Below are 12274 nucleotides of genomic sequence, written 5' to 3' on the forward strand. Positions count from 1 at the left end.
CCTCAGGCCGCCGACTTCGCCAGCTCGTCCGAGAAGCGCGTATCGAAGAAGTGGCTGAAATCCGGCATGGCGCGGATCTGCTTCAGGCTCAGCATCTGCTCGGCATAGGTCTTCGAGCGCTGCACCATCTCCGGCGTCATCTGCCAGTTCAGCTCGACATTCGGCAGGCTGATCTCAAGCGCCTCGCGCTTCATGCCGAGCCTGGCGATCGCCGTCTCGATGGTGGCCTCGCGATTCGCCATGCCGAACTCGCTGGCCTGGCGGTGCAGCTTCAGCATCTGCCGCACCAGATCGGGCTTCTGCGCCGCCATCTCGGCATGGGTGGCGAAGACCATGTTCAGCGAGCCCATCGGCGTCGAATAGGGATATTCCACGATCTTCCCGATGCCGGCGGCGACCGAGATGCCGGGGCCGGGCTCGGCGCCGACATAGGCCTCGATATCGCTGCGGGCGAGGGCGATCGGCATCTCCGAGAAGGAGACGCGCACCGGCTGGACGTCGCGGATGCTCATGCCCTCCATGCGCAGCCGCTCGAGGATGAAGACCTCCTGCGTCGAGCCGGGCCAGATGCCGACCTTGCGGCCCTTCAGCGCCTGCAGCCTGTCGATGCCCAAATCGGCGCGGGCGACCACCGCCATGCCGCGGTCGCAGCAGGAGCCGACCACCACCACCGGCTCGCGCGCCGCGGCGCCCAGGATGGCGGCGGCGACGCCGAAGGCCCCGAAATCGACCGAGCGCGTGACCACGGCATTCTTGCCCTCGGTCGGGCTCTCGAACACCACGACCTCGATCCGCAGGCCGTCCGGCTGGAAGCGCTTATACATATAGGGGGCGATGGAGTGGATCAGGCGCAGCGCGCCCATCCGCACCGTGACGCCCTGCGCCCGGAGGGCGGGCGCGGCAAGGCTCGCCGCGCCGGCGGCGATGAGCATGCGACGGGTGAGCGACATGGCGCGGGCCTCCCGGTACGGTCCCATGGACGCGGGACAATCCGCACCGTGGATGCAACGGCCATGCCGGCGGGGCCGGGCCGGTTCCGCTGCCCATCGCCCGTTATCCCTCGCCCAGCCCCTGCGCCCAACCCCTGGGCAGGGCTGCTCAGCCGGCGTGCAATTCCCGCACCGGCCGGCCGGCCAGGTAGCCCTCCACCGCCTCCACCGCGCCGGTGAAATAGGCCCGGTAGTTCTCCTCGGTGACATAGCCGAGATGCGGGGTCAGCACGGTGTTGGGCGCCGAGAGCAGGGGGTGGCCGGGCGGCAGCGGCTCCTGGTCGTAGACATCGAGGCCGGCGCCGGCGATGCGCCGCTCGGCCAGCGCGGCGATCAGGGCCGGCTGGTCGATCAGCGGGCCGCGGCTGGTGTTCACGATCACCGCCGAGGGCTTCATCCGGGCGAGCTCGGCGCCGCCGACCACGCCGCGCGAGCGCTCGGACAGCACCAGGTGCAGGGTCACCACATCCGCCTCGGCGAGCAGCCGCTCCTTGCTCATCGCCTCGGCACCGGCCGCCCTGGCCGCCTCCGGCGTCAGGTTCTGGCTCCAGCCGATGACGCGCATGCCGAAGGCGGCGCCGATCCGCGCCACCCGGCTGCCGAGATTGCCGAGGCCGATGACGCCGAGCGTCTTGCCCTCCAGCGTATGGCCGAGCGCCACCTGCCAGCGGCCCTGCCGCAGCGCCGCCTCCTGCTCCGGGATGCGCCGCATCAGCGACAGGATGAGCCCCCAGGCCAGATCGACGGTCGGATGCGCGAAGGAAGGCGTGCCGCAGACGGTGATGCCGCGCTCGGCGCAGGCGGCGAGGTCGATGCTGCGGTTGCGGGCGCCGGTGGTGACGAGCAGCCGGAGATTCGGCAGCTGCTCGATCAGCGCGCGCGGGAAGGGCGTGCGCTCCCGCATCGCCAGGATCGCATCCAGCGGCCGCAGCCGCTCGAGCAGCGCCGGGCCGGTCACGGTGTCGCGGTACTGCTCGATCTGCAGGCTCTCCGGCAGCCGGTCCCAGGGACCAAGCCGCAGGGTCGCGCCCTGGTAGTCATCCAGGATCCCGAGGCGTTTCAACTCCGGCATGGTGTCCTCCCAGCGGGGCGATAGGGCGGGCAGGGCCCGCGCATGATGCGTCAACGCAGCAGCAGCCGCTCCGCGACCTCGCGCAGCCTGGCCGGCAGCGGAACGGTTCGGGTCTGCTCGGCGCGCGCGACATAGACATGGATGAAATGTCCCTCGGCGCTCGCCCGCTCCTCCTCGTTGCGGAAGATGCCGAGCTCGTAGCGGATGGAGGAGGTACCGAGCCGGCCGCAGCGCACCCCGCAGGTGACGAGGTCGGGGAAGGCGATGGGCGCGAAGTAGCGACACTGCGTCTCGACGACGAGCCCGACCTCGGTGCTGCTGCCGAGATCGAGCACCTCATGCGCGATGAGGAACTGCGCCACGGCGGTGTCGATCCAGCTGTAATAGGTGACGTTGTTGACGTGGCCGTAGACGTCGTTGTCCATCCAGCGGGTGGGCAGGGTGGTGAACCAGCGGTAGTCGGCGCGGGTTCCGATGGGCGTCTTCTCACTCATCTCAGCGCCTCCTCGACGATGGCGTTGTCGATGCAGGCCTCGAAATCCGGGACCTGGGCAATGGCGCCGCTCGCCAGCATGGCGGCGGCGAGGCGGTCATAGGCCTCGCACGGGAAGACCGGGCCGGCATCCCAGAGGCCGAGCGCCTGGTAGCGGGCGATGCCGCGAACGCGGTGCGAGGCCAGGACATCCGGGAAGTGCGGCGCGAGATGCGCGGCGACCTCGCCGGCCGGCATCCGGCGGATCGCCGCCAGCGCCTCGGCCAGGGCGCGGATCACCGCCTGCAGCGCCGGCCGTCGCGCGGCGATGCCGGCCTCGGTGGCGTAGAGCGCCGTATAGGCGGTATGGCCGCGGCTCGCCTGGGCGTGCCAGAGCGCGCCGCCGGCATCCTCGACCCGGCAGGCGAAGGGCTCGAAGAGCTGCGCCAGGTCGAGCCGGCCCTCGGCCACCGCCTCGGCATTCTCGGCCTGCTGCCGCCGGTGACGGCGGTGAGCGCCGCCCAGTCCATGCCGCGTACCGCCAGGTCGCCGCGCAGGCACCAGACCGGGGTCGGCACCTCGAAGACGAGGCCGAGCCGGAGGCCGGGCAGGTCCTCCAGCCGGAAATCCGGGCGGCGGCGCCCGCCCATCAGCAGGAAGGGGTCGCGCATCACCACCGCGCAGAAGCTGCGCAGCGTGCAGGCGAGCGCAGGCCGCGTCCGGGGTGCCGGCCGTTTCCAGGCGGAGTCGGACGCCCTGGCGGGCGAAGGCGCCGAGCGCCTCCGCCAGATAGAAGGGCGCATAGAACAGGGCCCGGAAAGGTTCGAGCAGCGTCACCTCGTGCAAGACCGGCGTCTCCGTCGCGTCCGCGCCATTATCCAGGCTTCGCCGCGTCGGGCGAGTCCGCGGCCGGCGTGCAACGCCGAACGGTAAAGCGTTGCATTCGGGCTTCGCCCACCGCGATGGCGCTGCTATGCACGCGCAATGGCACGCGCTTTTGTGTGCCCTGTCGAATGGCCGATCCGAGACCGCATTGAGCAGCCAGACCCTTCCGGAAACATTCAGGCTCCGTGCCGGCAATTTCAACTTGCTGGTTTTGCGCCTGCTCGATCCGCGGCCGGATGCGGTGCTGCCGGCGCTCGGCGACCAGTTCCGCAAGGCGCCCGGCTTCCTGCGCTTCGCGCCCATCGTCATCGGCTTGCAGGACCTCGTCGCGGCGCCGGAGGACGTGGATTTCCGCGGCTTGATCGAGGGGTTGCATGCCCTCGAGATCGTCCCGATCGGCACCACCGGCGGCACGCCGCAGATGCGCCAGGCGGCGACGGCGGCTGGCCTGCCTCCGCTGCGCGCCGCCGGCGGCAAGGAGGTGGATGCCGAGGCCGCCATGGCCGCTGCGCCCCAGGGCGCCTCGCAGGCTGCCTCCGCGCCGCAGGCCGCGCCCGCTGCGGCGGCGAAGCCGGGTGCCGCAGCGCAGTTCCGCGGCAGCGGCCGCAACGCCCTGCTGGTGACGGAGCCGGTCCGTTCGGGGCAGCGGATCTATGCCGAGGGTGCCGACCTGATCGTAACGGCCACGGTCAATCCCGGCGGCGAGGTGATCGCCGACGGCAACGTGCATGTCTACGGCGCCCTGCGTGGCCGCGCGATCGCCGGCGCGCAGAACGATTCCGAGGCGCGGATCTTCGCGCTGCATTTCGATCCCGAGCTCATCGCCATCGCGGGCTACTACGTCGTGCGCGAGGGGCTGGGCGACGCGCCGATCGGCCGGCCAGCCCAGGTCCGGCTGGACGGCGAGGAGATGCGCTTCGGGCCGCTGGGCTAGCTGCCGGTGGCTTGGCGTGGTGCTGCGCCGCGCGGTCGGCACGGACGGAGGCCGGAGACGATTGCCATGGGGGCAGGGCGCCCGGAGGCGTGAATCGGCTCCACTATCAATGGCCTGGGCATCTTCATGCCGCAGAGTGGGCGTGATGATGCACCAGCCACGGATGCGAACCGAGCAGGGACGCGTCCGGGTCAGGAAGGTTCAGAAGGGGGTGCGTCGATGGCGCAGGTGATCGTCGTGACGTCGGGGAAGGGGGGCGTGGGCAAGACCACGACCAGCGCCGCCTTTGCGACGGGTTTGGCCCAGGCCGGCAAGAAGACGGTGGTGATCGATTTCGATGTCGGGTTGCGCAACCTCGATCTCATCATGGGTGTCGAGCGGCGCGTGGTCTTCGACATCGTCAACGTCATCCAGGGCGAGGCGCGGCTGAACCAGGCGCTGATCCGCGACAAGCGGATCGAGAATCTGAGCATCCTCCCGGCCTCGCAGACCCGGGACAAGGATGCACTGACCCGCGAGGGCGTCGCCGAGATCATCGAGGAGCTCTCGAAGGAGAACGACTTCATCCTCTGCGACAGCCCGGCGGGTATCGAGAAGGGCGCGCTGCTCGCGCTCTACTTTGCCGACCACGCCATCGTCGTGACGAATCCCGAGGTCTCCTCGGTGCGCGACAGCGACCGCATCCTCGGCGTGCTGCAATCGAAGTCCAAGCGGGCGGAAGACAAGCGCGACAAGGTGAAGGAGCATCTGCTCGTCACTCGCTACGACCCCAACCGCGTCGAGCGCGGCGAGATGCTGAAGCTCGACGACGTGCGGGAGATCCTGGCGATCCCGCTGCTCGGCGTGATCCCGGAGAACGAGAGCGTGCTGCGCGCGTCGAATACCGGCACGCCGGTGATCCTCGACGGCGGAAGCGTCGCCGGCCAAGCCTACAAGGACGCCGTGAGCCGCTTCCTCGGCCAGGAGCTGCCGCACCGTTTCCTCGAGCCGGAGAAGAAGCCGGGTCTGCTGCGGCGCCTGTTCGGAGGGAGGGCTGCCTGAGATGAGCTGGCGCGACTTCTTTCGTACCAATCGCAAGCCGGAGCCCGAGAGCGCGGCGCAGGCGAAGGAGCGGCTGCAGATCCTGCTCGCGCATGAGCGGATCGGCCGCACCCGCGAGGATTTCCTGCCGCGGCTGCAGCAGGACCTCGTCGCCGTGGTCGCCCGCTACGTGGCGATCGATCCGGCGAAGGTGAATGTCGCGCTCGACCGCAGCAGCGACATCTCGACCCTGGCGATCGAGATCGAGCTGCCGATGACGCGTTCGACACCCGCGGGCGCGGTCGAGGCGGCTAGGGCCTAGGGCAGATCGCCGCAGGGCGGCATCGCCCGAAGGCGTGAATCTGCCCTGCAAAGATAAATGCAGATCGCCGCAGGGCGGCATCGCCCGAAGCGTGGACCTGCTTTGCCAATAAGGAACTATGGCGGAGCAGCGTTCAACCCTGAACGCAAGCCGCTTCCGCATCACGCCCTCTGCGTCTGTGGGTTCGCCCGTGACGCAGCGGATCGGCACGCCCCCGATCATGGAAGCGAGTGGCCTCTGGCGAAGTCAGCAAAGCTTCGAGATCAGGATATCGGAGCGTGATCGCTTGAGGTGGACTCACCAGAAAGCATGACTCACGCGATCAAACAACGGCCTGGACCATGATCCGCGACCCTGTGTGAGCGGATCATGGTCTGGCAGATTTCAGGCGGGCGTGAAGGCCCGGGCGCCGGCACTTGGCCGGGCTCGGCGGCATGGGCCGCGATCCGTCGCCGATATCGGCGCGGCGCCGACCTGAGGGGCCGGCGCCGTGGCGCAGGTCAGGCCTTGCCGCCGGCCCGGATCACGATGGCCGCTGAGGTGACGATATGGCCACCCAGGACCAGCCGCAGATGCGGCGCATCCGCTGGCCCGCCCTGCTGCGTGTAAGGCGGCAGATCGACGAGCTGGTCGAAGAGCTGCTGGTCTCCGGTCGGGTCCCGGAGCGGCAGCATCTCATGGCCCGACGCGGCCAGGCGCTCGCCCAGGCCTTCGAGATGGCGACGCTGATAGAGTACGGTGGGGCCTGCCTCGATGGTCGGACCGGTCGGGTTGAGATTGTACTCGGTCGTGTGCACGGCGATGCCGCCCGGTCGCAGGCAGCGCATGGCTGTGCGGATGAAGGCTTCGCCGGCCTCGAGCGAGCCGAGATGCTCGAGGGCGCAGACCGACCAGACGAAGTCGAATTCGCCCTGCAGCAGATCCTCCGGAATCGCGGACATGTCCACAGGACGGAAGCGGACGCGGCGGCGGAATCCCTCCTCGGGCAACAGGCGCGGACGATGCAGGCTCTCCAGCCGGTCCGCATGCTGCCCGGTCTCCGTCCAGGCCGTCGCCCGGCTGTCGGTACCGTCGAGATCCGTCGCCAGCACCTCGACGCCGCGGCTGGCGAAGAGGGCGGGAAGATCCTCGCGCCCGACCGCGAAGCCGAGCCCGCGCATCCCGGGCTCCAGCATGCCGGCCTCCCAGAGCATCTGCGGGACGGTGCAGTCTTCCCAGAGCTTCCGATGATAATGCGGCTCGGTGCCGAGCACGCGGCACCAGTAATGCAGCCAATCCCCCTCGATATCGGCTTGGCAGCAGGCGCGGCTGGCCAGCCCGATGGCCTGTGGCCCGATCGGCGCTTCGGTCGCGGCGCGGGCGGCGAGCCGGGACTGCGCCAGCGCCGAGCCCAGCAGCTTGATATTGGCCCGCAGGGCGGCCGTCTCGCCCGTCGTGACATGCGGCGACCTGAACGCGATCCTGCCAGGCGCCGGGCGCCGCTCCGGCGAGGTCCCGCCCGCGTCCCAGGCGGCATCCTGGCTGGCCTCGATCGCAACCGATACCGCGCTGCCGATCGCCTGCTCCATCGCATCCGGCATCGGATCGATGTCCGCCTCGTCGAGCCGCAGCCTTTCCTCGCGGATCGTCATCGATCCGCCGCGCGGCAGGGTGGGGCAGGCATAGCGCAGCACCATCCAGTGCAGCATCCCATCGGCCTGCGGCGTGCCCTTGACGCTGGCGAGGAGATGGCCGTCGCCGAGACGGAGATGGCAGGCCTGGGCCGCGCCGCCATAGCGCGGCTCCTCCGGCAGCATCAGATGGCGCGCCGGTCCCTCATGCAGCATCACGGCGCCCGTCTGCCCGGCCGGTTGGCTGGCTGCCTTGCCGGCGGGACCCCAGGCGATCAGGCGGCGGATGGCGGTGCGGGCGCCGGCCGGGCTGAGGGCGTCGAGCGCGGTGGTGATGCGCGGCGCAACCAGGCGCCGACCCGGCTCCGCCGTCAGCGTCACCGTCAGCTGCAGGACCGGATTGTCGGCCGAGATGGCGTATTCGTAGCGCAGGCGGGCGAAGGGACGGAGGCGGCCGGCCAGCCCTTCCGGCCGGCTAAAGCGGCTCTCATGGAACAGCACCACCCGGCCCGGCAGGCGACGAATGCCGAAATCGACGATATTGGCTTCGACGTCGAGGGACAGGGCGCGGCCGCGATGGTGGCATTCGAGCATGTTGCCTGAGTGGCAAATCGGGCTGCCCGGCGCCCCTTCGGCGCCGCGCAGGGCCTGCAACACCAGCCCCTGCGACAGGTCGCCGCTGTATTCGTGCCATGCGGTGGTGATGACGAAGCGGCGCGGGTCCCGCTCTTCCAGCAGCAAGCTGGGCGCGGTGGCCCGGGCATGCAGGAGCCCAGCCGGGGAGACGGCCAGCGCGGCATCCATCATCGACTCGGCCGCGGTGACGGCCGGGCTGCGCGGGGCGGGCACATCGTCCGGGATGCGGCCGCTGCTCTCTACGGTCAGGGTTGCATTGTGCATGACCAAACATCTATCTCAACCGGTGCGGCAGGAACAGAAAAGCCTTTCGCCCAAACCAAGAAAGAGGTGGCACCCCGATGATCGATGAGACCGGCTTGCCGCCCCATCCCGCTGCTTGGCCCCAGACCACGGCAGGGGAGCTGGGTTTCGACCCCGCCGCGCTTGCCGAGGCGGTGACCTTCGCGCTGATACATGAATCACCCTGGCCGCGCGACATCCGCGCCCATCTCGAGGCCGGCTTCTTCGAGCCGCCGCCGGACAACGCCATCATCGGACCCGTCCGGTCCCGCGGCGACCCGAACGGGGTGATCCTGCGGCACGGCCGGCTGGTGGCGCGCTGGGGCGATCCGCGGCAGGTCGACATGACCTTCAGCGTGGCGAAATCCTACCTCGCCCTCCTGGCCGGCCTGGCGGTGGGCGATGGGCTGATCCCCGACCTCGACGCGCCGGTCGGCCAGCTGGTTGAGGATGGCGGCTTCGACTCGCCGCAGAACCGCGGCATCACTTGGCGGCAACTGCTGCAGAACAGCTCGGAATGGGAGGGCACGCTCTTCGGCAAGAGCGACCGCATCGATCGCGGTCGGAATCTGCAACTCGAAGGGAAGGGGCGGAAGGGGGAGCCGCGGCCGCTGCAGCCGCCGGGCGCCTATTGGGAATACAACGACGTCCGGGTGAACCGCCTCGCCCTGGCCCTGCTCCGCCGCTTCCGCCGGCCGCTGCCCGAGGTCTTCGCCGAGCGCATCATGCAGCCGATCGGCGCCTCGGCCGACTGGTCCTGGCATGGCTACGAGACGAGCTGGGTGGAGGTGGAGGGCCGGCGCCTGCAGAGCGTCTCCGGCGGCGGGCATTGGGGTGGCGGCGTCTTCATCCATGCCGAGGACCAGGCCCGTATCGGCCAGCTCGTGCTGCAGGACGGGATCTGGGCCGGCCGGCGCCTGCTGCCGGAGGGCTGGGTGGCGGCCTGTCGCACCCCCTGCGCCCTCAACCCGCATTACGGCCTGCTCTGGTGGCTCAACACCGGCCGCACCCGCTGGCCGGCCGCGAGCGCCGAGAGCATTTGCTTCTCGGGCGCCGGCGGCAACATCACTTGGATCGACGCGCCGAACGGGATCGTCGCCGTGCTGCGCTGGATCAACGCGACCCGGTTGGACGACTTCATGCAACGGGTCGGAGCGGCGCTGCGCAGCCCCGCACCGGCGGCCTGAAGCGGTGGGCGGCCGCCGCCTCAGCGCGGCGGGCTGACCGCGTGCTCGCGCAAGCTGGCGCCGCTCGCCGGATCCACCTCGCGCAGCAGCACGTCGTAGCTCCAGAGGCTGGCGAGGTGACGCAGCACCTGCCGCGCCTCCTGCTCTTCCAGCAGCCGGCCGGAGGCGACGCGGTGCTCCAGCACCAGCTTGCGGTCGCCGCCGAGGTCGACATCCACCACCTGGATGTCCGGGTCCTGCCAGGCCGGGTCGTATTGCCGGGCAAGGGCGCGCCGCACCCGCCGGTAGCCGCGCTCGTCATGCATCGCATCCACCCGCAGCACCGGCTGGCCGCTGTCATCGACAAGATGGAAGAGCCGCAGCTTGCGCATCAGCGCCGGGCTGAGGAATTGCAGCACGAAGCTCTCGTCGCGGAACTCCGCCCAGCCATGCCGCAGGACCGGCATCGGGTCGCCGCAACCGGCGAAGTCCGGGAACCACTGCTTGTCTTCCTCGGTCGGCGCGCGGCAGATGCGCTCGATGTCCTCCATCATGGCGAAGCCGAGCGCATAAGGGTTCATGCCCGAATAGCGCTGGTCGTCGAAATCCGGCTGCATGACGACGGAGGAATGGGAGTGCAGCACCTCCAGCATCGCGCCGTCGCTGATCCGGCCCTGCTGGTGCAGGCGGTTCAGGATGCGGTGGTGGACATAGGTGGCACAGCCCTCATTCATCATCTTGGTCTGGCGCTGCGGATGGAAATACTGCGCCACGTTGCGGACGATGCGCAGGATCTCGCGCTGCCAGGGGGCGAGGCGCGGCGCCGACTTTTCGAGGAAGTAGAGGATGTTCTCCTGCGGCAATTGCAGCAGGGCGCGGCGCCGCTCCTCCTCGGTGCTGGTGGTCGGCTGCGAGGCCTTCTCCGGCAGGGTCGACCAGAGGACGTTGAACATCCGCTCGTCATGCTCCCGACGCTCCCGCTCCCGCTTCTGCTCGCTCTGCAGGTCCGGGGCGCGGCGGCGGTGGCGGTGGACGCCGTAATTCATCAGGGCATGTGCCGAGTCGAGCACCCGCTCGACCGCCAGCTCGCCATGCTGCTCCTCGCAGGACTGAACGTAGCCCTTGGCGAATTCGAGGTAGTCAAGGATGCCCTTGGCATCGGTCCATTCGCGGAAGAGGCGGTTGTTCTTGAAGAAGTGGTTGTGGCCAAAGGCAGCGTGGGCGATCACCAACGCCTGCATCGTCGCCGTGTTCTCCTCCATGACGTAGGAAACGCACGGATCGGAGTTGATGACGATCTCATAGGCGAGGCCACGATAGCCCTTGCGGTACAGCGCCTCCTGCTGGGCGAAATGCTTGCCGAAGGACCAGTGCCGATAGAAGAGTGGCAGGCCGGTGCTGGCATAGGCGTCGAGCATCTGCTCGGCGCTGATGACCTCGATGCGGTTCGGGTACCAGTCGAGCCCGAGCTCGGCGCCGGCGAGTTCCTCGCAGGCGTCGTGGACCCGCATCAGCGTGTCGAAATCCCAGTCGGCGCCCTCGTAGAGAAGGCGGCTCTCAGGCTTCATGATGACGTTCACGCGCTGGCCCCCTCGGTCACGCCGCGCTTGGCGAAGAGCTCCCGGAAGACCGGGAAGATCTCCCGCCGGTGGCGGACCTTCTTCATGGCGAGTGGCGCGCCGGCATTCACCAGCGCCTCATAGGTGCGCCAGAGATCGGTCGGGCCGCGCGGGAAACCCGGGATGCCGTGCTCGCCCTCCCGGCCCACCTCGATATAGGCGTAGTACTGGCAGGCGGGCAGGATGGTATCCACCAGCAGCCGCGCCGTCTTCTGGCTGTCCCCGGCGGCGTTGTCGCCGTCCGAGGCCTGGGCCGCGTAGATGTTCCACTCGTTCGGCGGGTAGCGATCCGCCACCACCTTGCGCATTTCCTCGAGTGCGGTGGAGACCAGCGTGCCGCCGGTCTCGCGGCTGTGGAAGAAAGTCTCCTCATCCACCTCCGACGCCTCGTGCGTGTGGCGGATGAAGACGATCTCCACATGCTTGTAGCGGCGCTGCAGGAAAATATAGAGCAGCGTGTAGAAGCGCTTGGCCAGATCCTTCATGTCCTCGGTCATGGAGCCGGAGACATCCATGAGGCAGAACATGACCGCCTGGGCGACTGGCCGCGGCACCGGCTCGAAGCGCCGGTAGCGGACGTCGATCGGGTCGATGTAGGGGATGCGGCGGGTCCGCAGCAGCTGCCGCTCGAGCTCCGCTCGCAAGGCGAGCACCCGTTCGGCATGCTCGGGCTTGCCTTCGAGCGCGGCGATCTCCGCCTCGAGCGCCTGCACCTCCTCCGGCTTCGGCCGCTTGAGGGCGATCCGCCGCGACAGGCTGTTCCGCATGGTGCGGGGCAGGGAGAGGTTGGCCGGGGAGCCGGAGACGGAATAGCCGGCCCGGTGCCAGGCCGGATCGGCGCCTTCGACCAGCCGCCGCTTGGCCATGTCGGGCAGTTCGAGGTCGTCGAGGAAGAGGGAGAGGAATTCCTCCCGGCTCAGGACGAAACGGAAGGCGTCCTCGCCGCCGCCATCGGTGGCGCCCTCCGAGCCGCCGCCGCCGCCGCCGCCCGGCGGGCGGGGGATCTCATCCCCCTCCCGGTATTCCTTGTTGCCGGGCAGGACGTGGTCGCGGATGCCGCCGGAGCCGAGATGGAAGCTGGGCTCGCGGATGCCGTGCAGGGGGATGCTGACCTCGCCCCCCTCATCGGCCGAACGGATGTCACGCTTGGCGGAGGCGTCCCGGACCGCCTCCTGCACCAGGGATTTCGCCCGACGCAGGAAGCGCTGCCGGTTGGGAAGGCTCTTGCCGCTTGGATTGAGGCGGCGATCCAGGATCTGCATACAGC

At 69.5% G+C, this 12274-nt stretch carries 11 protein-coding genes; 4 read left to right on the forward strand and 7 right to left on the reverse strand.

The window, feature by feature from the left end:
* Positions 1 to 2: 2 nt before the first annotated feature.
* The 4 genes from HJG45_RS23350 to HJG45_RS23365 all read right to left on the reverse strand — a co-directional run bounded on the left by HJG45_RS23350 (position 3) and on the right by HJG45_RS23365 (position 3004).
* Complete coding sequence (locus HJG45_RS23350) at positions 3 to 950, reverse strand: ABC transporter substrate-binding protein (RefSeq protein ID WP_171615618.1); 948 nt, start codon at positions 948 to 950, stop codon at positions 3 to 5.
* A gap of 148 nt (positions 951 to 1098) precedes the next feature.
* Entirely contained in the window at positions 1099 to 2061 is a 963-nt protein-coding gene (locus HJG45_RS23355) for a D-2-hydroxyacid dehydrogenase family protein (protein ID WP_217363019.1), read from the reverse strand.
* Positions 2062 to 2111: 50 nt separating this feature from the next.
* The gene (locus tag HJG45_RS23360) at positions 2112 to 2555 is read right to left on the reverse strand and encodes a thioesterase family protein (protein ID WP_171615620.1); all 444 of its coding nucleotides are present in this window, start codon (positions 2553 to 2555) and stop codon (positions 2112 to 2114) included.
* A complete protein-coding gene (locus HJG45_RS23365) occupies positions 2552 to 3004 on the reverse strand; it encodes a hypothetical protein (protein ID WP_171615622.1) in 453 nt (150 codons plus the stop codon). The genes HJG45_RS23360 and HJG45_RS23365 overlap by 4 nt, the downstream gene beginning before the upstream one ends.
* A gap of 502 nt (positions 3005 to 3506) precedes the next feature.
* Here HJG45_RS23365 and minC point away from each other — a divergent pair.
* The 3 genes from minC to minE all read left to right on the forward strand — a co-directional run bounded on the left by minC (position 3507) and on the right by minE (position 5694).
* Positions 3507 to 4352, forward strand: coding sequence for a septum site-determining protein MinC (gene minC, locus HJG45_RS23370; RefSeq protein ID WP_171615624.1), 846 nt, complete (start codon positions 3507 to 3509; stop codon positions 4350 to 4352).
* A gap of 219 nt (positions 4353 to 4571) precedes the next feature.
* Positions 4572 to 5393 carry a septum site-determining protein MinD gene (gene minD / locus HJG45_RS23375; RefSeq protein ID WP_171615626.1) on the forward strand — a complete coding sequence of 274 codons (822 nt, stop codon included), beginning with the start codon at positions 4572 to 4574 and terminating at the stop codon, positions 5391 to 5393.
* A 1-nt stretch (position 5394) separates the two neighbouring features.
* A complete protein-coding gene (gene minE, locus HJG45_RS23380; RefSeq protein ID WP_171615628.1) occupies positions 5395 to 5694 on the forward strand; it encodes a cell division topological specificity factor MinE in 300 nt (99 codons plus the stop codon).
* Between the two features lie 500 nt (positions 5695 to 6194).
* Here minE and HJG45_RS23385 read toward each other — a convergent pair whose 3' ends face one another.
* Positions 6195 to 8204: a cyclopropane-fatty-acyl-phospholipid synthase family protein gene (locus HJG45_RS23385; protein ID WP_171615630.1), complete on the reverse strand. Its 2010-nt coding sequence runs from the start codon at positions 8202 to 8204 to the stop codon at positions 6195 to 6197.
* Positions 8205 to 8281: 77 nt separating this feature from the next.
* On the opposite strand from HJG45_RS23385, the gene HJG45_RS23390 reads away from it, so the two are divergent.
* Complete coding sequence (locus HJG45_RS23390; RefSeq protein ID WP_171615632.1) at positions 8282 to 9409, forward strand: serine hydrolase; 1128 nt, start codon at positions 8282 to 8284, stop codon at positions 9407 to 9409.
* A 20-nt stretch (positions 9410 to 9429) separates the two neighbouring features.
* On the opposite strand, the gene HJG45_RS23395 is transcribed toward HJG45_RS23390, so the two are convergent.
* Positions 9430 to 10956: a SpoVR family protein gene (locus HJG45_RS23395; RefSeq protein WP_171615633.1), complete on the reverse strand. Its 1527-nt coding sequence runs from the start codon at positions 10954 to 10956 to the stop codon at positions 9430 to 9432.
* 8 nt (positions 10957 to 10964) lie between these two features.
* On the reverse strand, positions 10965 to 12269 hold the full coding sequence (locus HJG45_RS23400; RefSeq protein WP_171615634.1) for a YeaH/YhbH family protein: 1305 nt from the start codon (positions 12267 to 12269) through the stop codon (positions 10965 to 10967).
* Positions 12270 to 12274: the final 5 nt, after the last annotated feature.

It is taken from the genome of Roseicella sp. DB1501, assembly GCF_013112485.1.
Taxonomy (GTDB): domain Bacteria; phylum Pseudomonadota; class Alphaproteobacteria; order Acetobacterales; family Acetobacteraceae; genus Paracraurococcus.

Coding starts and splice junctions, on each gene's coding strand:
- minD (WP_171615626.1), top strand. CDS start 4,572: ATGGCGCAGGTGATCGTCGTGACGTCGGGGAAGGGGGGCGTGGGCAAG.
- HJG45_RS23400 (WP_171615634.1), bottom strand. CDS start 12,269: ATGCAGATCCTGGATCGCCGCCTCAATCCAAGCGGCAAGAGCCTTCCC.
- HJG45_RS23360 (WP_171615620.1), bottom strand. CDS start 2,555: ATGAGTGAGAAGACGCCCATCGGAACCCGCGCCGACTACCGCTGGTTC.
- HJG45_RS23355 (WP_217363019.1), bottom strand. CDS start 2,061: ATGCCGGAGTTGAAACGCCTCGGGATCCTGGATGACTACCAGGGCGCG.
- minE (WP_171615628.1), top strand. CDS start 5,395: ATGAGCTGGCGCGACTTCTTTCGTACCAATCGCAAGCCGGAGCCCGAG.
- minC (WP_171615624.1), top strand. CDS start 3,507: ATGCACGCGCAATGGCACGCGCTTTTGTGTGCCCTGTCGAATGGCCGA.
- HJG45_RS23350 (WP_171615618.1), bottom strand. CDS start 950: ATGTCGCTCACCCGTCGCATGCTCATCGCCGCCGGCGCGGCGAGCCTT.
- HJG45_RS23395 (WP_171615633.1), bottom strand. CDS start 10,956: ATGAAGCCTGAGAGCCGCCTTCTCTACGAGGGCGCCGACTGGGATTTC.
- HJG45_RS23385 (WP_171615630.1), bottom strand. CDS start 8,204: ATGCACAATGCAACCCTGACCGTAGAGAGCAGCGGCCGCATCCCGGAC.
- HJG45_RS23390 (WP_171615632.1), top strand. CDS start 8,282: ATGATCGATGAGACCGGCTTGCCGCCCCATCCCGCTGCTTGGCCCCAG.